Annotated in this window: 21 protein-coding genes; 4 read left to right on the forward strand and 17 right to left on the reverse strand. The window is 69.9% G+C overall.

Annotated features, from left to right (window positions below; translation table 11 throughout):
• Positions 1-133 precede the first annotated feature (133 nt).
• The 8 genes from ACFVWW_RS33395 to rimP all read right to left on the reverse strand — a co-directional run bounded on the left by ACFVWW_RS33395 (position 134) and on the right by rimP (position 8,478).
• Positions 134-1,084 carry a bifunctional riboflavin kinase/FAD synthetase gene (locus ACFVWW_RS33395; protein ID WP_384192905.1) on the reverse strand — a complete coding sequence of 317 codons (951 nt, stop codon included), beginning with the start codon at positions 1,082-1,084 and terminating at the stop codon, positions 134-136.
• 242 nt (positions 1,085-1,326) lie between these two features.
• Complete coding sequence (gene truB, locus ACFVWW_RS33400) at positions 1,327-2,226, reverse strand: tRNA pseudouridine(55) synthase TruB (RefSeq protein WP_384336985.1); 900 nt, start codon at positions 2,224-2,226, stop codon at positions 1,327-1,329.
• Positions 2,223-2,678 carry a 30S ribosome-binding factor RbfA gene (gene rbfA / locus ACFVWW_RS33405; RefSeq protein ID WP_384192899.1) on the reverse strand — a complete coding sequence of 152 codons (456 nt, stop codon included), beginning with the start codon at positions 2,676-2,678 and terminating at the stop codon, positions 2,223-2,225. The genes truB and rbfA overlap by 4 nt, the downstream gene beginning before the upstream one ends.
• Positions 2,679-2,735: 57 nt before the next feature.
• Positions 2,736-3,029: a DUF503 domain-containing protein gene (locus tag ACFVWW_RS33410; RefSeq protein WP_384192909.1), complete on the reverse strand. Its 294-nt coding sequence runs from the start codon at positions 3,027-3,029 to the stop codon at positions 2,736-2,738.
• 138 nt (positions 3,030-3,167) lie between these two features.
• Positions 3,168-6,323, reverse strand: coding sequence for a translation initiation factor IF-2 (infB, locus tag ACFVWW_RS33415; protein ID WP_384336981.1), 3,156 nt, complete (start codon positions 6,321-6,323; stop codon positions 3,168-3,170).
• Between the two features lie 149 nt (positions 6,324-6,472).
• Positions 6,473-6,763: a YlxR family protein gene (locus ACFVWW_RS33420; protein ID WP_384192906.1), complete on the reverse strand. Its 291-nt coding sequence runs from the start codon at positions 6,761-6,763 to the stop codon at positions 6,473-6,475.
• A 141-nt stretch (positions 6,764-6,904) separates the two neighbouring features.
• The gene (gene nusA, locus ACFVWW_RS33425; protein ID WP_386878316.1) at positions 6,905-7,978 is read right to left on the reverse strand and encodes a transcription termination factor NusA; all 1,074 of its coding nucleotides are present in this window, start codon (positions 7,976-7,978) and stop codon (positions 6,905-6,907) included.
• A 2-nt stretch (positions 7,979-7,980) separates the two neighbouring features.
• Positions 7,981-8,478 carry a ribosome maturation factor RimP gene (gene rimP, locus ACFVWW_RS33430; RefSeq protein ID WP_384192893.1) on the reverse strand — a complete coding sequence of 166 codons (498 nt, stop codon included), beginning with the start codon at positions 8,476-8,478 and terminating at the stop codon, positions 7,981-7,983.
• Positions 8,479-8,665: 187 nt separating this feature from the next.
• Between rimP and ACFVWW_RS33435 the strand changes: the two genes are divergently transcribed.
• Genes ACFVWW_RS33435 through ACFVWW_RS33445 form a run of 3 tightly spaced genes read left to right on the forward strand, consistent with a single transcriptional unit; the run spans position 8,666 to position 10,510 of the window.
• Positions 8,666-9,160 carry a hypothetical protein gene (locus tag ACFVWW_RS33435; protein ID WP_386878315.1) on the forward strand — a complete coding sequence of 165 codons (495 nt, stop codon included), beginning with the start codon at positions 8,666-8,668 and terminating at the stop codon, positions 9,158-9,160.
• Complete coding sequence (locus tag ACFVWW_RS33440; protein ID WP_384336975.1) at positions 9,157-9,579, forward strand: DUF4439 domain-containing protein; 423 nt, start codon at positions 9,157-9,159, stop codon at positions 9,577-9,579. Before ACFVWW_RS33435 ends, ACFVWW_RS33440 begins: the two co-directional genes overlap by 4 nt.
• 34 nt (positions 9,580-9,613) lie before the next feature.
• On the forward strand, positions 9,614-10,510 hold the full coding sequence (locus tag ACFVWW_RS33445) for an aminoglycoside phosphotransferase family protein (protein ID WP_384192887.1): 897 nt from the start codon (positions 9,614-9,616) through the stop codon (positions 10,508-10,510).
• 67 nt (positions 10,511-10,577) lie between these two features.
• Here ACFVWW_RS33445 and ACFVWW_RS33450 read toward each other — a convergent pair whose 3' ends face one another.
• From ACFVWW_RS33450 to ACFVWW_RS33485, 8 genes are all read right to left on the reverse strand, one after another.
• Positions 10,578-12,269: a proline--tRNA ligase gene (locus ACFVWW_RS33450; RefSeq protein WP_386878314.1), complete on the reverse strand. Its 1,692-nt coding sequence runs from the start codon at positions 12,267-12,269 to the stop codon at positions 10,578-10,580.
• 80 nt (positions 12,270-12,349) lie between these two features.
• Complete coding sequence (locus tag ACFVWW_RS33455; protein WP_384192882.1) at positions 12,350-12,931, reverse strand: GNAT family N-acetyltransferase; 582 nt, start codon at positions 12,929-12,931, stop codon at positions 12,350-12,352.
• Positions 12,932-12,947: 16 nt separating this feature from the next.
• Entirely contained in the window at positions 12,948-13,793 is an 846-nt protein-coding gene (locus tag ACFVWW_RS33460) for a GNAT family N-acetyltransferase (protein ID WP_386878313.1), read from the reverse strand.
• 171 nt (positions 13,794-13,964) lie between these two features.
• Positions 13,965-15,119 (reverse strand): flavodoxin-dependent (E)-4-hydroxy-3-methylbut-2-enyl-diphosphate synthase, encoded by a 1,155-nt coding sequence (ispG, locus tag ACFVWW_RS33465; protein ID WP_384192876.1) that lies wholly within the window; start codon positions 15,117-15,119, stop codon positions 13,965-13,967.
• A gap of 210 nt (positions 15,120-15,329) precedes the next feature.
• Positions 15,330-16,631, reverse strand: a complete 1,302-nt coding sequence (locus ACFVWW_RS33470; RefSeq protein WP_384192873.1) for a M50 family metallopeptidase — start codon at positions 16,629-16,631, stop codon at positions 15,330-15,332.
• Positions 16,628-17,902 carry a 1-deoxy-D-xylulose-5-phosphate reductoisomerase gene (gene dxr, locus ACFVWW_RS33475; RefSeq protein WP_386878312.1) on the reverse strand — a complete coding sequence of 425 codons (1,275 nt, stop codon included), beginning with the start codon at positions 17,900-17,902 and terminating at the stop codon, positions 16,628-16,630. Before dxr ends, ACFVWW_RS33470 begins: the two co-directional genes overlap by 4 nt.
• Before the next feature lie 72 nt (positions 17,903-17,974).
• The gene (locus tag ACFVWW_RS33480) at positions 17,975-18,865 is read right to left on the reverse strand and encodes a hypothetical protein (protein WP_386878311.1); all 891 of its coding nucleotides are present in this window, start codon (positions 18,863-18,865) and stop codon (positions 17,975-17,977) included.
• 189 nt (positions 18,866-19,054) lie between these two features.
• Complete coding sequence (locus ACFVWW_RS33485) at positions 19,055-19,522, reverse strand: DUF4429 domain-containing protein (protein WP_386878310.1); 468 nt, start codon at positions 19,520-19,522, stop codon at positions 19,055-19,057.
• Between the two features lie 215 nt (positions 19,523-19,737).
• On the opposite strand from ACFVWW_RS33485, the gene ACFVWW_RS33490 reads away from it, so the two are divergent.
• Positions 19,738-20,943 carry a glycoside hydrolase family 64 protein gene (locus ACFVWW_RS33490; RefSeq protein ID WP_384336961.1) on the forward strand — a complete coding sequence of 402 codons (1,206 nt, stop codon included), beginning with the start codon at positions 19,738-19,740 and terminating at the stop codon, positions 20,941-20,943.
• Positions 20,944-21,055: 112 nt separating this feature from the next.
• Here ACFVWW_RS33490 and ACFVWW_RS33495 read toward each other — a convergent pair whose 3' ends face one another.
• Entirely contained in the window at positions 21,056-23,029 is a 1,974-nt protein-coding gene (locus tag ACFVWW_RS33495) for an acyl-CoA dehydrogenase family protein (protein ID WP_386878309.1), read from the reverse strand.
• Positions 23,030-23,230 lie beyond the last annotated feature (201 nt).

Here is a 23,230-nt window from a genome sequence, read left to right on the forward strand (position 1 = left end):
CCCCTACCCGGCACCCGGCGACAACCCGCACCCGGCCAAGACCACCGCACCCCGCCGGACGGCGCCCCGCACCCGGCGACAACCCGCACCCGAGAACCGGCCCCCGCCAAGGACCACCGCGCCCTCAGACGCGCTACGCGTCATGCTCCTTGGTTAGGGCTCGGGAGCGTTTTACGTCGTCCGCGATGGCTTCCAGCAGTGCTTCGATCGACTCGAACTTCTGCTGGCCCCGGACGTACGACAAGAAGTCGACCATCACATGGAGCCCGTACAGATCCAGCCCGACGCGGTCGATGGCGTACGCCTCCACCGTCCGTTCCGTCCCCTCGAACTGCGGGTTCGTGCCGACCGAGATCGCCGCCGGCATGCGCTCGCCGTCGGCCGTGAGCCAGCCCGCGTAGACCCCGTCCGCCGGGATCGCCGTGTGGGGCAGGGTCTCCACGTTGGCCGTCGGGTAGCCGAGCTCGCGTCCGCGCTGCGCGCCGCGTACCACCACGCCCTCGACGCGGTGCGGCCGGCCGAGGATCTCGGCGGCGCCGGCGACGTCGCCCTCGGCGACCAGCCTGCGGGTCAGGGTGGACGAGAAGGGCTCGCCGCCGCCCGCCTCGCCGGTGACGTACAGGTCGACGACCTCGACCTCGTAGTCGTACGTCACGCCGAGATCGGACAGGACGGCGACATTGCCCGCCGCCTTGTGGCCGAAGCGGAAGTTCGGGCCTTCGATGACGGCGCGGGCGTGCAACTTGTCGACCAGCACCTTGACGATGAAGTCGGCCGGCGACAGCTTCGAGAAGTCGAGGGTGAACGGCAGGATCAGCAGCGCGTCCACGCCCAGCTCCGCCATCAGGTCCGCACGCCGGTGGTGGGGGGCGAGCAGGGGCGGGTGGCTGCCGGGCCGTACCACCTCGCTGGGGTGCGGGTCGAAGGTCACGACGACCGACGGCACGCCCAGCTCCCGCGCCCGCTCCACGGCCCGGCCGATGATCAGCTGGTGCCCGCGGTGCACCCCGTCGTAGGAGCCGATGGTGACGACGCTGCGCCCCCAGTCCTGGGGAATGTCCGCCAAGCCACGCCAGCGCTGCACTGTGACCGCTCCTCGCACGAAAACGTGTACGTCATTGCTGATTACGCAGCTCTAAGACTGCCATGCCCGGCGTCGGCTGCCCGCATCGGCACCGGAACCGAACGCGCCCCCCGAGTGCACCCGCAGTGCCCCCCAAGCGCCTGCCCGGAGGGGTGAAAGACGGGTGCGCGGCGGACAGACCCCTCTCGGAGGGGGACCGTGGAGCGGGCAGGCGTGCCTGTCCGCTCCACGGGGCCACCGGGTCAGCCGAAGACGGCGAGGCTCTTCGCCTTGCCGTGCTGCTCCTCGACCAGGGCCAGGAAGCGCCCCTCGGGATCGAACGCGGCGACCGGCCCCGTCTCGTACGAGGGCATGTCGAGCCGTACGCCGTTGAGCAGCAGCTTGGCCGTCTTCTCGTCCACGTCCCAGCGTGCGAACGCGGCCGCGGCGGCGTCGGCCACCGGCATGACGGTCAGCTCCTCCTGGAGCTGGTCGATCGTCTTCGCCGCGTCGAGCGCGTACGGACCCACCCGGGTCCTGCGCAGCGCGGTGAGATGACCGCCGACCCCGAGGCCCGCGCCGAGGTCACGGGCGAGGGCGCGGATGTACGTACCGGAGGAGCAGACGACGGAGACGACCAGATCGAGGACCGGGGTGCCGTTCTCCGCGACGCCCTCGCGGACGTCGTACAGCCGGAACGACGAGATGGTCACCGGACGGGCCGGGATCTCGAACTCCTCGCCGCCGCGCACGCGCGCGTACGACCGCTTGCCGTCGATCTTGATCGCGCTGACCTTCGACGGCACCTGCATGATCGGGCCGCTCAGGGCCGCGATCCCGGCGTCGATGGCCTCTCGGCCGACCGCGGACGCGTCGGTGGAGGAGGTGATCTCCCCCTCCGCGTCGTCGGTGACGGTGTCCTGCCCCAGCCGGATCGTGCCGAGGTACTCCTTCTCGGTCAGCGCGAGATGCCCGAGGAGTTTGGTGGCCCGCTCCACGCCGAGGACGAGGACGCCCGTCGCCATGGGGTCGAGTGTGCCCGCGTGGCCGACGCGCCGGGTCTTGGCGATCCCGCGCATCTTGGCGACGACGTCGTGCGAAGTGAAGCCCGACGGCTTGTCCACGATGACAAGCCCGTCGGGCGTCCTGGTCTGCTGAGTCATTCCGCGGCGGCGCCGTCCGTGTCGTCGTCCTCGTCCTCGTCCTTGCGGTACGGGTCGGCCCCGGCCGCGTAGGTCTTGCCGGTCGACACCTCCCGAACCTCCGCGTCCTTGGCACGCGCCTTGTCGAGGAGATCCTCTATGGTGCGGGCGTTGTCCGGCAGGGCGTCGGGGACGAATGCCAGCGTCGGTGTGAAGCGGACGCCGGTCTGGCGGCCCACCTCGGAGCGGAGGACGCCCTTGGCGCTCTCCAGAGCCGCCGCGGAGGCCGCACGCTCCTCGTCGTCGCCGTAGACCGTGTAGAAGACCGTGGCCTCCCGCAGGTCGCCCGTGACCCGGGCGTCCGTGATGGTCACGAAGCCCAGTCGCGGGTCCTTGATACGCCGGTCCAGGGTCTCCGCGACCACGACCTGGATCCGATCGGCCAGCTTGCGGGCCCGCGCGTTGTCGGTCACCGGTCCGTCACTCTTCCTTCTGGGTTTCTTGTCGAGCAGGTCAGTCGTGGCGCCGGGTCAGTCATCGTCGCCGTACAGCCGCCGTCGTGCCGACAGCAGCTCCACTTCGGGATGGCCGGCGACCAGGCGCTCACACCGGTCCAGCACATCCGTGAGATGCCCCCAGTCGCCGGACACCACCGCCAGACCGATCTCGGCCCTGCGATGGAGGTCCTGGTCGCCGGTCTCCGCCGCGCTCACCGCGAATTTACGCTGGAGCTCGGCGACGATCGGCCGGACGACGGAGCGTTTCTCCTTCAACGACCGTACGTCGCCGAGGAGCAGATCGAAGGACAGCGTCCCCACATACATGCACATCCGGATGTCCCGCCGGTACGGGTTCAGACGCCTGCCAGCGCTTGGCAGGGGCACAAGAACCGTACACGCAGCGGCCGGGGCCGATCGACGGAAATACTTCCCGTCGATCGGCCCCGGAGCGGTTGCTGTGTGTCAGCCGCGCGGCTTCTCGCGCATCTCGTACGTCGCGATGACGTCGTCGATCTTGATGTCGTTGAAGTTTCCGAGGTTGATACCGCCCTCGAAGCCTTCGCGGATCTCGGTGACATCGTCCTTGAAGCGGCGCAGACCCTGGATGTTGAGGTCCTCCGCGATGACCTTGCCATCGCGGACGAGCCGGGCCTTGGTGTTCCGCTTGACCTCGCCGGAGCGGATGAGAACACCCGCGATGTTGCCCAGCTTGGACGAGCGGAAGACCTCGCGGATCTCCGCCGTACCGAGCTCGACCTCTTCGTACTCCGGCTTGAGCATGCCCTTGAGGGCAGCCTCGATCTCCTCGATCGCCTGGTAGATGACCGAGTAGTAGCGGACGTCCACACCTTCGCGCTCGGCCATCTGCGCGGCACGCCCAGCGGCGCGCACGTTGAAGCCGATCACGATGGCGTCGGAGCCCATGGCCAGGTCGATGTCCGACTCGGTGACCGCACCCACACCGCGGTGCAGGACCCGGATGTCGACCTCGTCGCCGACGTCGAGCTGGAGCAGCGAGGACTCGAGAGCCTCCACCGAACCGGACGCGTCGCCCTTGATGATGAGGTTGAGTTCCTGCACCAGGCCGGCCTTGAGGGCCTCGTCCAGGTTCTCCAGGGAGAACCGGACACCCCTGCGGGCGAAGGCCGCGTTCCGCTCACGAGCGGCACGCTTCTCGGCGATCTGCCGGGCGGTGCGGTCCTCGTCGACGACCAGGAAGTTGTCGCCGGCGCCGGGGACGTTGGTGAGACCCAGGACCAGGACCGGCGTCGAAGGCGCCGCTTCCTCGACGTTGTTGCCGTTGTCGTCGAGCATCGCCCGGACACGGCCGTACGCGTCACCGGCGACCATCGTGTCGCCGACGCGCAGCGTGCCGCGCTGGACGAGCACGGTGGCGACGGCGCCGCGACCACGGTCGAGGTGCGCCTCGATGGCGATACCCTGCGCGTCCTGCTCCGGGTTGGCCCGGAGGTCGAGCGAGGCGTCCGCGGTGAGGACCACGGCCTCCAGCAGGCTGTCGATGTTCAGGCCCTGCTTGGCGGAGATGTCGACGAACATGGTGTCGCCGCCGTACTCCTCGGCCACGAGACCGAACTCGGTCAGCTGGCCGCGCACCTTGGTCGGGTCCGCGCCCTCGACGTCGATCTTGTTGACCGCGACCACGATCGGGACATCCGCGGCCTTGGCGTGGTTGAGCGCCTCGATCGTCTGAGGCATCACACCGTCGTTGGCCGCGACCACCAGGATCGCGATGTCGGTGGACTTCGCACCACGGGCACGCATGGCGGTGAACGCCTCGTGACCCGGGGTGTCGATGAAGGTGATCTTGCGCTCTTCACCGTTGACGTCCGTGGCGACCTGGTACGCACCGATGTGCTGCGTGATACCGCCGGCCTCGCCCGCGACGACATTCGTCTTGCGGATCGCGTCCAGCAGCCTGGTCTTACCGTGGTCGACGTGACCCATGACGGTCACGACCGGCGGACGGGACACGAGGAACTCCTCGCCGCCCTCGTCCTCGCCGAACTCGATGTCGAAGGACTCGAGCAGCTCGCGGTCCTCCTCCTCCGGGCTGACGATCTCGACGACGTAGTTCATCTCGCCGGCGAGCATCTGGAGGGTCTCGTCGGAGACGGACTGCGTGGCAGTGACCATCTCGCCGAGGTTCATCATCACGGCGACGAGCGACGCCGGGTTGGCGTTGATCTTCTCCGCGAAGTCGGTGAGCGACGCACCGCGCGACAGCCGGACCGTCTGGCCCTGGCCGCGAGGCAGCATCACACCGCCGACGGACGGGGCCTGCATGGCCTCGTACTCCTGGCGCCTCTGCCGCTTCGACTTACGGCCACGACGGGCGGGCCCGCCGGGACGGCCGAACGCGCCCTGTGTGCCACCACGGCCGCCGGGACCACCCGGACGTCCGCCGAAACCGGGACGGCCACCGCCGCCACCGAAACCGCCGCCGCCACCGGGACGACCCGGAGCGCCGCCGCCACCGCCACCGGGACGACCGGCGAAGCCACCGCCGCCACCGCCGCCGGGACGACCTGCGAAGCCGCCGCCACCACCGGGACGACCGCCGCCACCGCCGCCGCCACCGGGACGACCTGCGCTACCGGGACCACGGCCACCACCGGGGCCGCCGCCGGGACGAGGACCGGCCGCGGGACGCTGCGGCATCATGCCCGGGTTCGGACGGTTACCACCGGGGCCGCCGCCGGGGCCGCCCGCGGAACGGGGAGCCTGCGGACGCGGCATACCACCGGGGGTGGGCCGGCCGCTCTGTCCACCGGGACCGGCCTGCGGACGGGGACCGCCCTGACCGGCGCCCTGCGGACGGGCGCCACCGGGGGCACCGGGGCCACCGGGACGCGGGGCACCGCCGGGACGGGGCGCCTGCGGGCGCGCCATGCCGGTGGAACCACCTGATGTGAAGGGGTTGTTGCCCGGACGCGGGCCCGCGGGGCGGGCGCCGGGACGCGGGGCCTGACCACCGGGGCGCGCTCCGCCGGAGCGGCCGCCCTGACGCTGGTCGCCCTGGCGCTGATCTCCCTGGCGCTGGTCACCACCCTGACGCTGGTCGCCGCCCTGGCGCTCGCCACCCTGGCCACCCGTCGGACGGGTGGAGGGACGCGGGCCGGGGGTCGCACCGGGCCGGGGACCGGCGGCCGGGGCCGACGGGGGCGCGGTGAACTCCGGGACGGCCGGAGCGGCGGGCGCCGGCTTCGGCGCGGCCGCGGCGGGACGCGGGGCGGCCGGGGCCGGACGCGGTCCGGGGCTCGGCGCGGTGGAGGGGGTGCTGCTCTTGGGGACCTCGGCGGCGGCCGGCTTGGGGGCCGGGACACCGGGCTTGGGGGCAGCGGGACGTGCCGCCTGCGCCGGAGAGGGCGCGGCGGGCCTGGCGGGGGTCGCCTTGCGGGGCGCACCGGGCTTCGCGGCGGTCTTGCCGCCGTTGCCACCGGGCCCCTGCAGGGCATCAGTCAATTTGCGTACAACCGGCGCCTCGATCGTCGACGACGCCGAACGGACGAATTCACCGAGTTCTTGGAGCTTGGCCATGACGACCTTGCTCTCTACGCCGAACTCCTTGGCGAGTTCGTATACCCGGACCTTAGCCACTTCGCTCCTTTTAGGTCCGGGTTACCGCCGGACCGTCGCTACTTCATGGGCGTACTCATCGCGTACTCATCGAGTGCTCATCGCAATCTCGACCTACTTCCAACTCGCGAGGTACTTGAACCGCACGGGGCTCCGTGCCGTACTTCTTCTTACGGTGCTGCCTGCGCTGTGATTGCTTGAACGGTCCGGCGCAGCTCCGCGCTGTCGAGCGGTCCCTGGACCCGGAAGGCCCGGGGGAACGCACGGCGGCGGACCGCCAGATCGAAACAACCCAAGGCGGGGTGCATATACGCACCCCGGCCGGGCAGCCTACCGCGTTGATCGGGAACACATTGTTCTTCGATCACCACGATGCGCAGCAGATCGCTCTTGGCCGCTCGCTCCCGGCACCCCACGCAGGTTCGCTCAGGGCAGGCTCGGTCGCTCGTCCGGCCAGACACGCTCAAGTCTACCTCCCCGCACCGACCTCACCCGTTCGGGGCAAGATTCGAACACTTGCTGGCCAAAAAGATCGCGTCGATGACCGGAGAGATCCTGCCGCGGCGCGACAGGATCTCTCCGCGGGTCATGCTGCGCGGGTATCAGCCGCGGTCGCGGCCCCGGTCACGGTCGCCACCGCGGTCACGGTCGGCGCCCCGGTCACGGTCACCGCCCCGGTCACGGTCGTCGTCGTCCGTCTGCTCCGTGTCCGGGCGGATGTCGATGCGCCAGCCGGTGAGCCGGGCGGCGAGCCGGGCGTTCTGGCCTTCCTTGCCGATCGCCAGCGACAGCTGGTAGTCCGGCACGGTCACCCGCGCGGAGCGAGCACCGAGGTCGACAACCTCGACCTTGCTGACCCTGGCCGGCGACAGCGCGTTCGCCACCATCTCGGCCGGGTCGTCCGACCAGTCGACGATGTCGATCTTCTCGCCGAGCAGTTCGGCCATGACATTGCGGACGCGCGCGCCCATCGGGCCGATGCAGGCGCCCTTGGCATTGAGACCGGATCGTGTCGACCGGACCGCGATCTTGGTGCGGTGGCCGGCCTCGCGGGCGATTGCCTCGATCTCGACCGAGCCGTCCGCGATCTCCGGGACCTCCAGCGCGAAGAGCTTCTTCACCAGATTGGGGTGCGTACGGGACAGCGTCACCGAAGGCCCGCGTACCCCCCTGGCCACGCGGACCACGTACGTACGCAGCCGCAGACCGTGCGTGTACTCCTCGCCCGGCACCTGCTCCTGCACCGGAAGGATGGCCTCCAGCTTGTCGTCCAGCCTGACGAGGACGTTCTTCGGGTCCTTGCCCTGCTGGACCAGGCCGGCGACGATGTCGCCCTCCCGGCGCGCGTACTCGCCGAAGGTGACGTCGTTCTCGGCGTCCCGCAGCCGCTGCTGGATGACCTGGCGGGCGGTGGTCGCGGCGATCCTGCCGAAGTCCGACGGGGTGTCGTCGAACTCCTTGGGCTCCTGCCCCTCCTCCAGATCGGCCGGGTCCTCCTTGGCCCACACCGTGACATGGCCGTTGTCCCGGCTGAGCACGACACGGGCCCGCCGGTGGCTGCCCTCCGTGCGGTGGTAGGCGATGAGGAGGGCCGATTCGATCGCCTCGACCAGCAGATCGAAGGGGATCTCCTTCTCTTGTGCCAAGCCCTTCAGGAGCTTCACATCGATGTCCACGGCTACGCCTCCTCTTCCTTCTTGTCCTTGCGGTTGAACTCGATCTCCACGCGCGCCTTGGCGATCTGCGTGAACTCGATACGGCGGGCGGTCGGCTTGCGCCCCTTCACGCCCGGCACTTCGAGGTCGAGTCCCTCGTCGTCCACGGTGAGGATGCGGGCCACCAGCTCGCCGTCCTCGTTCAGCTGGAACTTGGCCAGCCGGCCGACGGCACGCAGATAGTGGCGGTGCTCGGTCAGCGGGCGCTCCGCTCCCGGCGAGGTCACTTCGAGCTGGTACTCGTCCTCGCCCATCGCATCCGTCTCGTCGAGCTTCTCGGAGATGGTGCGGCTCAGCTCGGCGCACTCGTCGAGGTCCACGCCCTCGTCGGAATCCACCACGACTCTCAGCACACGACGCCTGCCTGCCCGGGACACCTCGACCTCTTCCAGATCGAGTTCCTTCGCGCTGACGAGCGGTTCCAGCAGTCCGCGCAGCCTTTCGCTCTGGGTGGTGCTCATCCGGGTGACTCCTCGGCCGCGTCTGCTGTTGTGGGATCGTCGTGTGTCAGACCAAAGGGTATCCGGTCCCAAGGGGTGTTGCCGTCCACCTGTGGATGACCCGCGGGTACGCTCGCCTGCCATGATCATCGCGATGCCCGAGGAGAGACGCGTGGGGCGCACGGGGACGACACGGAGGCATGCGCTCATGGCCGCGAGCGCCTCGGCGGCGGGTCTGCTGACCGCCTGTTCCTCGACGGATCCCGCCGACGGCGGGGCCGGGGGGCCGGCGGCCGCCGCCCGGGCCGAGAGCGCGCTGCGGCTCCGTTCCTTCGGCACCAGCCGCGCGTTGCTGGGACAGTACGACGCCGTGCTGGAGCTGCATCCGGGGGAGAGCGAGCAGCTGGCTCCGCTGCGGGCCGCTGTCGCACGGCATGTGAGCGCGCTGGCGCCGAAGGCGCCCGGGAGCGCGAAGCCGTCCGCCTCCGCCACCCCGGCCAAGACGGCGGCCCCCGGCTCGGCGGTCGTCGCGGACGAACCGGCGGACGCGCTCAAGGCGCTCGCCGCGGCCGAGCGCCGTACCGCCGCCGCGCACACCTCCGCGCTCATGGAGGCGCCTCCGGAGCTGGCCCGGCTGCTGGCCTCCCTCGCGGCGGCGAGCGCCGCGCACGCCTATCTGCTGACGGAAGGATCCCGCTCGTGAGCACCGGTGCGCTGAAAGCCGCGCAGGCCGCACTCGCCGCGGAGCATGCCGCCGTGTACGGGTACGGAGTCGTCGGCGGCCGGGTCGGCGAGGACCGCCGCGCCGAGGCCACCGCCGCGTACGCCGCGCACCGGGCCCGGCGTGACTCCCTCGCGCGGACCGTGCGCGACCTCGGCGGCGAACCGGCCGTGGCGGCGGCCGCATACGCCCTGCCGTTCGCGGTCCCCGACTCCGCCGCCGCCGTACGGCTGGCCGCAGGTCTGGAGGACCGGATCGCGGGCGTCTACTCCGATCTCGTACGGGCCGCGGAAGGGCCCCTGCGCCGGGAGGCCGCGGGGGCGTTACGCGAGGCGGCGGTACGCGCGGTGCGCTGGCGCGGGAGCGGCGTAGCCTTTCCTGGGCTCGCCGAGCGCGCGTGAGCCTCTTCGGGCTCTGAAAGGGAACTACGCACGTATGGGTTTCGAACCGCCGCAGCGTCTGGTGCGCACGCTCGGCGAGACGTACGGGGACGCGGCCGCCGCCGACTGGCTCGGGCAGCTGCCCGCCCTGGCCGACGAGGCGGTCGCCCGGCGGGAGCTGGACGTCGAGCGGGTGATGGCGCCGGGTGGCAGGAGCAGCCTGGTGATGCTCGTACGGCAGCCCGACGGCTCCCCCGCCACGCTCAAGATCGCCCCGCCGTTCGCGGCTCCCTCGCTGGAGCGGGCGGCGCTGGCGCACTGGAAGGGCTGGGGGGCGGTGGAACTGCTCGACGCCGCTGACGGCGCGCTGCTCCTGGAGCGCCTGCACCCCGAGATGTCGTTGCGGTCCCTGCCCGAGGCGAAGGCGCTGCTCGAAGCGGCGGGTACGGTACGCCGGCTGTGGGTCGACCCGCCCGTGGACCATGGCTTCGAGACGGTCACCGAGCGGACCGCACGTCAGGCGTCGGCGTTGCGGGCGACGAGCGACGAGACCCTCACGTCCCTCGTCTCCGCGGCCCTGGCGGCGCGCGACGAGCTCTGCGCCGCCCCCTCCACCGAGGTGCGGCTCCTGCACGGCGCCTTCCGCCAGGGCAAGGTCCTCGCGGGCGACCGCGCCCCCTGGCTCGCGGTCGGCCCGGAGCCGCTCGTCGGCGAGTGCGCCTACGACCTGGCCCGGCTGGTGCGCGACCGCGTGGAAGACCTGGTGGCGGCGTCGTCCGGCGCCTCGTCGGCCCGCCGCCGCGTCAACAAGCTCGCCGACTCGCTGGACCTGGACCACGAACGGCTGCGCGGCTGGACGCTTTTCCGCGCGGTGGAATCAGGCGTCCGGGCGTTGCGCACCGGCCGCCGCCAGAGCGCGGAACTGCTGCTGGAGTTCGCGGGCTGGCTCTAGGCCCTCAGCCCTCTCGCTTCCCACGGCCGGCGGCCCGTGGGCGGCCGGCCGTGGGAAGCGCAGGCCGTCAGGCCGTGAGGCGGGCGATGGCGTCCGCGACCGTCAGCTCCTCGCGCTCGCCCGTGCGGCGGTCCTTCAGTTCCACGACGCCCTCGGCGGAGCGGCGGCCCGCCACCAGGATGTGCGGGACGCCGATCAGTTCGGCGTCGGTGAACTTCACGCCCGGGGAGACGCCGGGGCGCTCGTCCACCAGCACGCGCAGGCCGGCCGCCGCGAGCTGCTCGGAGACGTCGAGCGCCAGCTCCGTCTGGAGCGCCTTGCCCGCCGCGACGACATGCACGTCCGCCGGGGCGATCTCCTGGGGCCAGCACAGACCCTGCTCGTCGGCCGTCTGCTCGGCCAGGGCCGCCACGGCGCGCGAGACGCCGATGCCGTACGAGCCCATGGTCACGCGGACCGGCTTGCCCTGCTGGCCCAGCACGTCCAGCTGGAAGGTGTCCGCGTACTTGCGGCCGAGCTGGAAGATGTGGCCGATCTCGATCGCGCGGTCGAGCTTGAGGCCCGTACCGCACGCCGGGCAGGGGTCGCCCTCCTCGACGACGACCACGTCGAGGTAGTCGTCGACCTCGAAGTCCCGTCCGCTCACCACATTGCGGGCATGCGTGTCGGGCTTGTTGGCGCCGGTGACCCAGGCGGTGCCGGGCGCGACGCGCGGATCCGCGATGTAGCGGATCTTGAGGCCCTGCGGGCCGACATAGCCCCGTACGAGATCGGGACGGTCCTCGAAGTCCTCGGCCGTCACCAGCTCCACCACCGCGGGCGCGAGGTGCTCGCCGAGCTTGCCGAGGTCCACCTCGCGGTCGCCGGGGACGCCGACCGCGGTGATCTCGCCGTCGACCTTGACGAGCAGGTTCTTGAGCGTCGCCGAGGCCGGCACGCCGAGGTGCGCGGCCAGCGTCTCGATGGTCGGGGTGTCCGGGGTGTCCAGCTCCTCGACCGGCCCGTGCCCGGCGCCGTCGGCCGCCGGGGCGGCGAACGTGACCGCCTCCGTGTTGGCGGCGTAGTCGCACGCCGGGCAGTCCACGAACGTGTCCTCGCCCGCCGCGGCCGGGGCCAGGAACTCTTCCGAAGCCGAGCCGCCCATCGCGCCGGAGACCGCGGAGACGATCCGGTAGTCGAGGCCGAGACGGGCGAAGATCTTCTGGTACGCCGCGCGGTGCAGCGCGTACGACTCGGCCAGGCCCTCGTCCGTGGAGTCGAAGGAGTACGAGTCCTTCATCTGGAACTCACGGCCGCGCAGCACGCCGGAGCGCGGCCTGGCCTCGTCGCGGTACTTCGTCTGGATCTGGTAGAGCATCACCGGCAGGTCCTTGTAGGACGTGCACTGGTCCTTGACGACCTGCGTGAAGATCTCTTCGTGCGTCGGGCCCAGCAGGTAGTCCCCACCCTTGCGGTCCTTGAGGCGGAACAGCAGATCGCCGTACTCCTCCCAGCGCCCGCTGGCCTCGTAGGGCTCCCTGGGCAGCAGCGCGGGCAGCAGCACCTCCTGCGCGCCGATCGCGTCCATCTCCTCGCGGACCACGCGCGAGATGTTGTCGAGGACCCTCTTGCCCAGCGGCAGCCAGCTCCAGATGCCGGCGGACGTGCGGCGGACGTATCCGGCGCGGACGAGCAGCTTGTGGCTGAGGGTCTCGGCGTCCGCCGGGTCGTCGCGCAATGTCTTGACCATCAAACGGGACATGCGCTGGACCTGGGACATGGGGAGCACTCCTGCGTTCTGTCGGCTGATGCCAGGAGGTTAGCCGGGGCGCACCGGCAGGCGGAAATCAGATACGGCGCTCACCGGCTCCGAGCAGCGGGAGCGGGCAGCGGGAGCGGGGCTCCCATCACGGCGTACGGCTTGGGGGCGCTGGGGAAGAGGACCTGGCGGGCCAGGTCCTCGTAACCGAGGGTGCGGTACAGCCGCCGGGCCGGGCTCTCCGTGTCGATCGCGGACAGGATCGACCGCGGCTGCGCGGCGCCGTTCGCGAGGGTGGTGATCAGGGCGCGGCCGATGCCCCGCGCCTGGAACTCCGGGTGGACATGCAGCTCGGTGATCACGAAGGAGTCGTCGAGCCAGCCGTCGGAGCCGGTGGTGCGCAGATACGGCTCGACGATCGTGGACCACCAGTGGGCCCGGTCGTTCGGCAGGCCGTACACGAACCCGACGAGCCGGCCGGACGCGGTGGTCGCGCCGAGGGCGCGGCAGCCGGGGTAGAGCAGATGACGGAGCACGATATGGCGGCGTACCCCGATCTCGTCGTCGCTGAGCCCGAAGGCGAGGGCCTGCACGGCGAGCGCCTCGTCGACGCGCGCGGCGAGATCGACCGGCCCTACCTGTACGTCCGGGGTCCGGGGGTTGTTCCCGGGAATGCTCAGCATGAGCCGAACCCTACTTTCAGAAGAGCACGCTCATGAAGGCGCCCACTTCACGGAAACCGACGCGGCGGTACGAGGCGCGGGCCGGGGTGTTGTAGTCGTTCACGTACAGGCTCACCACGGGCGCCACATCGGCGAGCGCGTACCGTACGACCGCCGCCATGCCCGACTCGGACAGGCCCCGGCCGCGGTACGCGGGGTCGACCCAGACGCCCTGGATCTGGCAGGCCTGCGGGGTGGCCGCGCCGATCTCGGCCTTGAAGACGACCCGGCCGTCGTCTATCCGGGCGAACGCCCTTCCGGAGCCGACCAGTTCGGCCACGCGCGCCTGATAGAGCAGCCCGCCGTCGCCCGCGAGCGGCGAGATGCCGACCTCCTCGGTGAACATCGCCACGCAGGCCGGCATGATCACTTCCAGCTCGTCCTTACGGATCCGGCGTACGAGGGGGTCGGGCGCGACCGTCGCGGAGAGCTGCTCGGTGACCATCAGCGGCTGGTGGGAGCGGACCTCACGGGCGGGGCCCCAGCTGGGCTCCAGCAGCTGCCACAGCTGGGTGGTGGGCTCGGCGGGACCGACGATCGAGGAGCAGCGGCGGCCGCTTCTGCGGGCGCGTTCGGCGAAGGCGCGCACGGCCTCGGGGGTGGCGCAGATGGGGACGAGATTGGCGCCGGAGTAGCAGAGTGAGCGGAGCCGTCCGTCCGCGTACCAGCCCCACATCTCGCCGCCGAGGCGCCAGGGGTCAAGTCCCGCTACCTGTACGCGGGATGTCACAAAGGCGTTGTCGACGGGCTCGCTCTCCAGGATGGCGAGCGCGGCGCCGAGTTCGCCGGGCTCGAGGACCCGGGTGGTGGTCTGCGTCAACACGAGGGGGCCTCACCATACGGTCTGCTGATTCTCCGCACTGTACCCGCCGGTTTCCCGGCGTGCCGCTCACAACAGAGGGTTCCCCAGCCAATGCCCGGGGGCGGCGGCTGGGGAACCCGTTACGGAACGTGGCGGCGGTCGGCCGAGGGGGCCGGCGCCGGCCGAGAGGCGTCAGCTGATGGAGACTTCGGGCTCTCCGGAGGGGATTCCGTCCCGCTCCATCTGCTCGGCGATCTTCATGGCCTCTTCGATCAGGGTCTCCACGATCTTCGACTCCGGCACGGTCTTGATGACTTCACCCTTGACGAAGATCTGGCCCTTGCCGTTGCCGGACGCGACCCCGAGATCGGCCTCACGGGCCTCACCGGGACCGTTCACCACACAGCCCATGACGGCCACGCGCAGCGGGACCTCCATGCCTTCGAGACCGGCCGTCACCTCGTCCGCCAGCTTGTACACGTCGACCTGGGCCCGGCCGCAGGAGGGGCACGAGACGATCTCCAGCCGGCGCGGCTTCAGATTCAGCGACTCCAGGATCTGAAGGCCGACCTTGACCTCCTCGACCGGCGGCGCCGACAGCGAGACCCGGATCGTGTCGCCGATGCCCTCGGCCAGCAGCGCGCCGAAAGCCACCGCGGACTTGATGGTGCCCTGGAACGCCGGACCGGCCTCCGTCACACCCAGGTGCAGCGGGTAGTCGCACTGAGCCGCCAACTGCCGGTAGGCGTTGACCATCACGACCGGGTCGTTGTGCTTGACGGAGATTTTGATGTCCTGGAAGCCGTGCTCCTCGAACAGTGACGCCTCCCACAGCGCCGACTCCACCAGCGCCTCGGGAGTCGCCTTGCCGTACTTCTTCAGCAGACGCGCGTCCAGCGAACCGGCGTTGACCCCGATGCGGATCGGTGTCCGCGATGCCAGAGCCGCTTTCGCGATCTCTTTCACCTTGTCGTCGAACTGCTTGATGTTCCCGGGGTTGACCCGTACCGCCGCACAGCCCGCGTCGATCGCCGCGAACACGTACTTCGGCTGGAAATGAATATCCGCGATCACCGGAATCTGTGACTTCCGCGCGATCGTCGCCAACGCGTCCGCGTCGTCCTGGGTCGGACACGCCACGCGCACGATCTGACAGCCCGACGCCGTCAACTCGGCGATCTGCTGCAGCGTCGCCCCTATGTCGGACGTACGCGTCGTCGTCATCGACTGCACCGACACCGGTGCGTCCCCACCGACCGCGACCGACCCGACCTGGATCTTCCGGCTGACCCTTCGGTCTGCGAGCTTGGTCGGAACGGACGGCATTCCGAGCGAAATTGCAGTCATCTGCTGTGCAACCCCAAGGTGTGGATCAAGGTCCCGAGATCGGCGGGCTCCAGCCCCCGAGATTACGCCACCGCGCGCCGCCGGAGCACATCCCCACGAAAAATCGGCCCAAAGGTAACGACCCGCACCAGGTCGTGAGCGGCCGGACACGAAAGGTGCCCGGCCGCCGCGAAACGGGCAGAACCAGATTCCGCCCGGTCGGTAGCGCCGCTAGGAAATCTTGACGGGGTTGACGACGTCGGCGACCAGGACGAGCAGCGTGAAGCAGATGAAGATCCCCGCCACGACATAGGCGACGGGCATCAGCTTCGCCACATCGAACGGGCCCGGGTCGGGCCGCCTGAAGACCCGCGCGAGCTTGCGCCGCAGCGACTCCCACAGCGCGCCCGCGATATGACCGCCGTCGAGCGGGAGCAGCGGCAGCATGTTGAAGAGGAAGAGGGAGAGGTTGAAGCCCGCGAGCAGGAACAGCATCATCGCGATCTGGTTCTGCGCCGGGACGTTCAGCGTCATCACCTCGCCGCCGATGCGTGCCGCGCCGACCACGCCGACCGGCGAGTCGTCCTTGCGCGGACCGTCCCCGAAGGCCGCGCTCCAGAGGTCGGGGATCTTGGAGGGAAGAGCGACGATCGACTCGACGCCGTCTCCGATCATGGTCCCCATGCGGTCCACGGACTGGGGGAAGGAGAGCGGGACGATCTCGGTGGAGGCGGCGAAGCCGAGATAGCCGGCGGGGACGTACTTGTCCGGGACGATCTCTCCGTCGGAGTCCTTCTCGGCGACCACGTTCTTGGCGAGCGTGGCGTGCAGGACCTTCTCCGTGCCGTCACGGTCGACGGTGATGGTGGCCGGGCCGATCGTCTTACGGATCAGGTTCGACAGCGTGGACCAGTCCTCGACGCGCTGCCCGTTGAAGGCGACGATCTTGTCGCCCTCCTTGAGGCCGGCGGCGCGGGCGGGCGAGATCTTGTCGCCCTTCTCACAGGTGTCCCGCTTGTCGCTCTGCGAGATGACGCACTGCTGGACGCCGGCGACCTCGGTGGTCTGGGTCTGGAAACCGAAGCTCATCGCGACGCCGATGAAGATCACGACCGCGAGGATGAGGTTCATGAACGGACCCGCGAACATCACGATCACGCGCTTCCACGGCTTGCGCGTGTAGAAGAGGCGGGTGTCGTCGCCGGGCTGCAGCTCCTCGAAGGCCGCCGAGCGGGCGTCCTCGATCATGCCGCGCCAGGGTGAGGTGGAGCGGGCCTCGATCCGGCCGTCGGGTCCTGGCGGGAACATCCCGATCATGCGGATGTAGCCGCCGAGCGGGATCGCCTTGAGCCCGTACTCCGTATCGCCCTTCTTCCGCGACCAGATGGTCGGCCCGAAGCCGACCATGTACTGGGGCACCCGGATGCCGAACAGCTTGGCCGTCGACAGATGGCCCAGTTCGTGCCAGGCGATGGAGAAGAGCAGTCCCACGGCGAACAGCACAATGCCGAGGACCGTCAACAGGATCGTCATGCGCGAGCCTCCGCTGGCCGTTCTTCGCTGAATTTCTCTGCCATTTCACGGGCCCGGGCGCGGGCCCAGGTCTCCGCCTCAAGGACGTCCGCCACGGTGAGCGAGGTTCCCGTACGAGGGTGACCGTGCTCCGCGACGACCTCGGTGACCGTATCCATGATGCCGTTGAACGGCAGCCGGCCCGACAGGAACGCGTCCACGCACTCCTCGTTCGCGGCATTGAACACCGCCGGGGCCGTGCCGCCCAGCGTTCCGACCTGCCTGGCGAGTCCCACGGACGGGAAGGCGTCCCCGTCGAGCGGGAAGAATTCCCAGGTCGAGGCTTTGGTCCAGTCGAAGGCGGGGGCGGCGTCCGGCACCCGTAGCGGCCAGCCGAGACCGACGGCGATCGGCCCGCGCATATCGGGCGGGGTCGCCTGGGCCAGGGTCGAGCCGTCGCTGAATTCCACCATCGAATGGACATACGACTGAGGGTGGACGACCACCTCAATGCGTTCGAAGGGAATGTCGTACAGCAGATGCGCCTCGATGACTTCGAGACCCTTGTTGACGAGGGTCGCGGAGTTCACCGTGATCACCGGGCCCATGGCCCAGGTGGGGTGCGCGAGGGCGTCCTTGGGGGTGACGTCCGCCAGCTCGGCCTTCGTACGGCCCCGGAAGGGCCCGCCGGACGCCGTGACCACGAGCTTGCGCACATCGGCGCGGGTGCCGGCGGCCAGCGCCTGGAAGAGCGCGGCGTGCTCGGAGTCGACGGGAATGATCTGGCCGGGCCTCGCCAGTGCCTTGACCAGCGGGCCGCCGACGATCAGCGATTCCTTGTTGGCGAGAGCGAGCGTCCGGCCCGCCGTGAGAGCGGCGAGCGTGGGGGCGAGTCCGATGGACCCGGTGATGCCGTTGAGCACGGTGTGGCAGTCCGCCGCGGCCAGTTCGGTGGCCGCGTCAGGCCCGGCGAGGATCTCGGGGATCGGCTCGCCCGTCCCGTACTCCGCCCGCAGCGCCTCCCGGAGCGCGGGCACCACCTCCTCGCGCGCGACCGCGACGGTACGGACCCGCAGCCGCCGCGCCTGCTCGGCGAGCAGCGTCACGCGTCCGCCCGCGGCGGAGAGCGCGGTGACACGGAAGCGTTCGGGGTTGCGCAGGACCAGGTCGATGGCCTGGGTGCCGATGGATCCGGTGGAGCCGAGGACGACGAGGTCCCGGCGGCCTTCGGTCGGCCCGAAGGCGATATGTGGATCGGCGAGAGGGGCTGGACTGTCGCTCATGCCCCCCATTCTTGCCTCATACGCGCTACGGGAAGACAGCGCGCCCCTGTGAATGCGCCTGTGCGGTGCTTGTGCGCGGGGCTATGAGCCCTTCTTTCCCTTCTTCCCGGCTTTTCCGGCCTCTCCCGGGGCCCGGGTCTTTGCGCTGTCTTGATTCTCCTCGGGGTCTTTGGTCTTCGCGGTGCCTTGGGTCTTCGCGGTGGTCTTCTTAGCGCCCGGGGCCGGTGCGGCGGACCGGAACTTCTGCCACTGGGCCCGGACGATCTCCTCGGGCACTCCCCCGACGTCCTTGGTGCCGGTGATCTCCGCGCGGAAGGCGAGCGTGGTGGAGCCGGACCGTATGACGGTCAGGTACTCGTACAGCTTCAGCTTCCCCTTCACGTCGAGGATCGTGAAGCGGTACGCCGCCGCCTCGTCCCCCAGATCCGGCGCCTTGGCGGGCTCCACCTTCAGGTAGGTCGCCCGCACCATCGCCCGGACCTCGGTGAAGCCGCCGGCGCACTGCCGGCCCGCGGTCTCCAGGGCCTTCATGACGCCGGTCGCGTCCTGAGCCGCGTACGACCGCAGTTGTACGCCGACGGTGAGGCCGAGCATCTCGTCGGGGATGTCGACCTTGCGGTGGACCTCGGCGGCGGGGCCGAACGCGGTGGCGCCCTTGGTGAGGCTGACCAGCGGCTGGCAGACGGCGGGCTCGGCGGTGTAGTCCTCACCGAGGGGCGCGCCGAGGGAGTAGTCGGAGGCGGTGTACGCGCCGATCTTCTCGCCGTCGGTGAAGGAGACGGTGGTGAGCTGCTTCTCGGTGAGCGGCGCGCGTCCACCGGCCGGCACGGAGGTGGGTATGGCGGAGGACGTGGCGCCGCTCTTCCCGGCCTTGCCGTCGTCACCACCGCACGCACCCGCCCCGACCAGCACGCCCCCCACCACCACGGCCACGAGCCCCCGCCGCCGCTGCTTCGTCCCTGTCCCGAACATCCCTGCCCCCGTGATGAGTTGATCGCGCTCGACGCTCGATTGTGCGGCATGACGGGCGCGAGGTCACGAGGTACCGAGCTGCCGGATCAGATAGATCGTGACGGCGAACAGCACCCCCGCAACCGACGAGCGCGTAGGGCAGACCAGCCGCACCGGGGAAGCGGCCGGGTCGGTCGGTGGGGTCGGCGGTCAGCCGAGAAGACGCGCCTTCTGCTGCTCGAACTCCTGCGGGCTCAGGACACCCCGGTCGCGGAGCGCGGCCAGTTTGGTCAGCTCGTCGGCCAGCGATTCAGCGGCCGGGGCTCCGGAAGGTTTCGGGGCGTGATGCTGGACGATAGCCGCTTCGACATCTGAGCGAAGGACCTCGAACTCGGGCTGACGCTTCTTGTCGAAGACGACACTGTTCTCGTCCTTACCGGCGCTGGACGTCTGGCTGCCGAAGTGGCTGAGGCGCTCGTTCCCTCCGGGGAGGGTGAACTGGATGAAGCCGTTCATGATGGGGCCGGCCGGCTTCCATTGAATGGCGCCGATCTGCGAGACGTGCAGGCGCTTTTCGCCTTTGCCGACGGTGGCGCGGGCGAGGAATCCCTTGCGGGTGATGGTGACGTACTGGCCGTCGAAGGCGACGTGTCCGCCGACGCCTAGTGCTTCGCTCATGCGTGCCCCCCTTGTTGGTGGGGGCATCGTGACACAGGGCGGTTCGATGCCGCTGGACGTGACCTCGGCCCCGCGCTTCGTGGCCGGCCGGCGTGAAACTCTCCGTCAGGTCAACGTCGTTGGGAATTAGGCAAGTTGGGACCGCTTCATTGACAGGTCTCAGCCGTGGGCCGATTCTGAGAGCGCTCTCAACCCCACACTGCAGGAGGTAGAGCGTGTTCCGTACCAGACAGTTGCTGGCGTCCCTGGCCGCCGCGGTGATCTATGCCGCCGGGTTCACCGGCGTCACGTCCGCCGGACCCGCGGTCGCTGCCGAAGCGGCGGTTCCCACGACCATTCCGCTCACCATCACCAACAACTCCGGGCGCACGGACCCGGTCTACATCTACAACCTCGGGACGCTGCTCACGACGGGCCAGCAGGGCTGGGCCGACGCGAACGGGACGTTCCACGCCTGGCCCGCCGGGGGCAATCCGCCCACACCGGCGCCCGACGCGTCGATCGCCGGGCCGGCCAACGGGCAGTCCACGACGATCCGGATGCCGAAGTTCTCCGGCCGGGTCTACTTCTCGTACGGTCAGAAGCTCGTCTTCAAGCTGACCACCGGCGGTCTCGTGCAGCCCGCGGTGCAGAACCCGGCCGATCCGAACCGGGACATTCTGTTCAACTGGACCGAGTACACGCTCAATGACGCCGGACTGTGGATCAACAGCACACAGGTCGACATGTTCTCGGCGCCGTACGCCGTCGGGGTCAAGATTCCCAATGGCACCACCAAGACCACCGGCCACCTCAAGGCCGGCGGCTACAACGGCTTCTTCAACTCCCTCAGGGGTCAGCCGGGCGGCTGGGCCAATCTGATCCAGACCCGCTCCGACGGCACCGTCCTGCGTGCCCTCGCGCCCGGTCACGGCGTCGAGTCGGGCGCCCTGCCGGCCGGTGTGATGGACGACTACATCAACCGGGTGTGGGCCAAGTACGCCACCTCGACACTGACGGTGACGCCGTTCGGCGACCAGCCGAACACCAAGTACTTCGGCCGGGTCTCCGGCAACGTCATGAACTTCACGAACAGCTCCGGAGCGGTCGTCACCTCGTTCCAGAAGCCGGACGCCGACAGCATCTTCGGCTGCTACAAGCTGCTGGACGCGCCCAACGATCTCGTACGCGGCCCGATCTCGCGCACGCTGTGCGCGGGCTTCAACCGGTCCACTCTGCTGGTCAACCCCAACCAGCCCGACACGAGCTCGGCGAACTTCTATCTGGACACGGTGACCAACCACTACGCCCGGAAGATTCACGCGCAGATGGCTGACGGCAAGGCGTACGCCTTCGCCTTCGACGATGTCGGCAACTACGAGTCGCTGGTGAACGACAGCAACCCGCAGCAGGCGTACATCACGCTGGACCCGTTCAACTGACCGATGTGACGCGAGACGGCCGGGTCACGTCCGCCGTACGGACGTGACCCGGCCGGGACCTCAGCGGTTCAACGGCGGAGCGGCTCGGCGGGTCTCACCTGATCGGCCGGTCTCACCGGACCGGCCGGTGGACGTTGTCCCGTGCGGACGGGCCCGGCGTCGCGTCCGCGATCCAGGGGCCCTCGCCGCTCGGGTCGATGATGCCCTCCTCCAGCCAGGCGTACGTGCCGGAGAGGACGCCGTCCACGACCTTGCGGTCCACTTCGTCCGTGTTGGACCAGAGCCGGTTGAAGAGCTCCTCGACGCGGATACGGGCCTGCCGGCAGAAGACATCGGCCAGTTGATACGCCTCGCGGCCGTGTTCCCCGCTCGTACGCAGCAGTTCGGCCCGTACGCAGGCCGCGCTCATCGCGAACAGCTCCGCGCCGATGTCGACGATCCGGCCGAGGAAGCCCTGCTTGGTCTCCATCCGTCCCTGCCAGCGCGACATGGCGTAGAAGGTGGAGCGTGCGAGCTTGCGGGAGTTGCGTTCGACGTAGCGCAGATGCGTTGACAGGTCCGGAAAGCCGGCGGGGTGGAACTCGGCGTACGAGCGCGGCAGCTGGCCCGGTCCCGCGACCAGCTTCGGCAGCCAGCGCGCGTAGAACTTGCCCGCCTGCGCACCGGCTTTCGCCTTGTCGGACAGCGACTTGTCCGGATCGATGATGTCGCCTGCGACCGCGAGATGGGCATCGACCGCCTCGCGGGCGATCAGCAGATGCATGATCTCCGTGGAGCCCTCGAAGATACGGTTGATGCGCATGTCGCGGAGCATCTGCTCGGCGGGTACGGCGCGTTCGCCGCGGGCCGCCAGGGAGTCGGCCGTCTCGAAGCCGCGGCCGCCGCGGATCTGGACCAGTTCGTCGGCCATCAGCCAGCCCATCTCGGAGCCGTACAGCTTGGCCAGGGCCGCTTCGATACGGATGTCGTTGCGGTCCTCGTCGGCCATCTGGGAGGACAGGTCGACCACCGCCTCCAGCGCGAACGTGGTCGCGGCGATGAAGGAGATCTTCTCGCCCACAGCCTCGTGCTGGGCGACGGGCTTGCCCCACTGCTCGCGTGCGGCGGACCATTCGCGGGCGATCTTCAGACACCACTTGCCCGCGCCCACACACATCGCGGGCAGCGAGAGACGGCCGGTGTTGAGGGTGGTGAGGGCGATCTTGAGGCCGGCGCCCTCGGGGCCGATCCGGTTCGTGGCGGGGACGCGGACCTGGTGGAAGCGGGTCACGCCGTTCTCCAGGCCACGCAGGCCCATGAAGGCGTTGCGGTTCTCGACGGTGACGCCCGGGGAGTCGGCCTCGACGACGAACGCCGTGATGCCGCCCTTGCGGCCCTCGGACTTGGGCACTCGGGCCATCACCACGAGCAGGTCGGCGACGACACCGTTGGTCGTCCACAGCTTCACGCCGTCGAGGACATACGTATCGCCGTCCAGGACGGCCGTCGTCGCCAGCCGGGCGGGGTCGGAGCCCACATCGGGCTCGGTGAGCAGGAAGGCCGAGATATCGGTACGGGCCAGGCGCGGCAGGAAGGTGTCCTTCTGCTCCTGGGTGCCGAAGATTTTGAGCGGCTGCGGTACGCCGATCGACTGATGGGCGGAGAGCAGCGCGCCGATCGCGGGGCTGGCGGATCCGACGAGAGCCAGGGCCTTGTTGTAGTACACCTGGGTGAGGCCGAGCCCGCCGTACTTCGTGTCGATCTTCATACCGAGCGCGCCCAGTTCCTTGAGGCCGTTGACCACCTCGTCGGGGATCTTGGCCTCGCGCTCGATCAGGGCGCCGTCGATCTTCGTCTCGCAGAAGGCGCGCAGCTTCGCGAGGAACTCCTCACCGCGCCTGACGTCCTCGGAGGCGGGCATCGGGTGCGGATGGATGAGGTCGAGCCGGAAGCGGCCGAGGAACATCTCCTTGGCGAAACTGGGCTTGCGCCAGCCCTGCTCACGGGCGGCCTCGGCGACCTGGCGTGCTTCTCGCTCGGTGACCTTGGGCTTGCCCTGCGGTTCCTGCGGTGCGGATGCTTCGGATGGGGCGGATGGGGCGGACATGAGGAACTCACCTCGCCGCGGAGTCGGGTCCAATGATGGTTTTACCGGCCGGTTCTACTCGTCCGTATCTACCCGATTCCTGCCGCCTGCACCAGTTGTGGGCGGAGCGGTTGCCGTTGCCGCCGGCGTTGACGTTGACGTTGACGTACGGGAACGGCCGGAGCCGCTCGCGGTGAGCGGGCTCCGGCCGTTCCTGGTGGT

This window comes from Streptomyces sp. NPDC058198 (genome assembly GCF_042882605.1).
Lineage (GTDB): Bacteria > Actinomycetota > Actinomycetes > Streptomycetales > Streptomycetaceae > Streptomyces.

Excerpts from the sequence above, each read along its gene's own strand:
- ACFVWW_RS33480 (WP_386878311.1), bottom strand. The coding sequence starts at position 18,865 with ATGTTCGGGACAGGGACGAAGCAGCGGCGGCGGGGGCTCGTGGCCGTG.
- ACFVWW_RS33485 (WP_386878310.1), bottom strand. The coding sequence starts at position 19,522 with ATGAGCGAAGCACTAGGCGTCGGCGGACACGTCGCCTTCGACGGCCAG.
- ACFVWW_RS33450 (WP_386878314.1), bottom strand. The coding sequence starts at position 12,269 with ATGTCCCAGGTCCAGCGCATGTCCCGTTTGATGGTCAAGACATTGCGC.
- truB (WP_384336985.1), bottom strand. The coding sequence starts at position 2,226 with ATGACTCAGCAGACCAGGACGCCCGACGGGCTTGTCATCGTGGACAAG.
- ACFVWW_RS33435 (WP_386878315.1), top strand. The coding sequence starts at position 8,666 with ATGGCCGCGAGCGCCTCGGCGGCGGGTCTGCTGACCGCCTGTTCCTCG.
- rimP (WP_384192893.1), bottom strand. The coding sequence starts at position 8,478 with ATGAGCACCACCCAGAGCGAAAGGCTGCGCGGACTGCTGGAACCGCTC.
- dxr (WP_386878312.1), bottom strand. The coding sequence starts at position 17,902 with ATGGGGGGCATGAGCGACAGTCCAGCCCCTCTCGCCGATCCACATATC.
- ACFVWW_RS33470 (WP_384192873.1), bottom strand. The coding sequence starts at position 16,631 with ATGACGATCCTGTTGACGGTCCTCGGCATTGTGCTGTTCGCCGTGGGA.
- ACFVWW_RS33455 (WP_384192882.1), bottom strand. The coding sequence starts at position 12,931 with ATGCTGAGCATTCCCGGGAACAACCCCCGGACCCCGGACGTACAGGTA.
- ACFVWW_RS33495 (WP_386878309.1), bottom strand. The coding sequence starts at position 23,029 with ATGTCCGCCCCATCCGCCCCATCCGAAGCATCCGCACCGCAGGAACCG.
- ACFVWW_RS33410 (WP_384192909.1), bottom strand. The coding sequence starts at position 3,029 with ATGTATGTGGGGACGCTGTCCTTCGATCTGCTCCTCGGCGACGTACGG.
- ACFVWW_RS33445 (WP_384192887.1), top strand. The coding sequence starts at position 9,614 with ATGGGTTTCGAACCGCCGCAGCGTCTGGTGCGCACGCTCGGCGAGACG.
- ispG (WP_384192876.1), bottom strand. The coding sequence starts at position 15,119 with ATGACTGCAATTTCGCTCGGAATGCCGTCCGTTCCGACCAAGCTCGCA.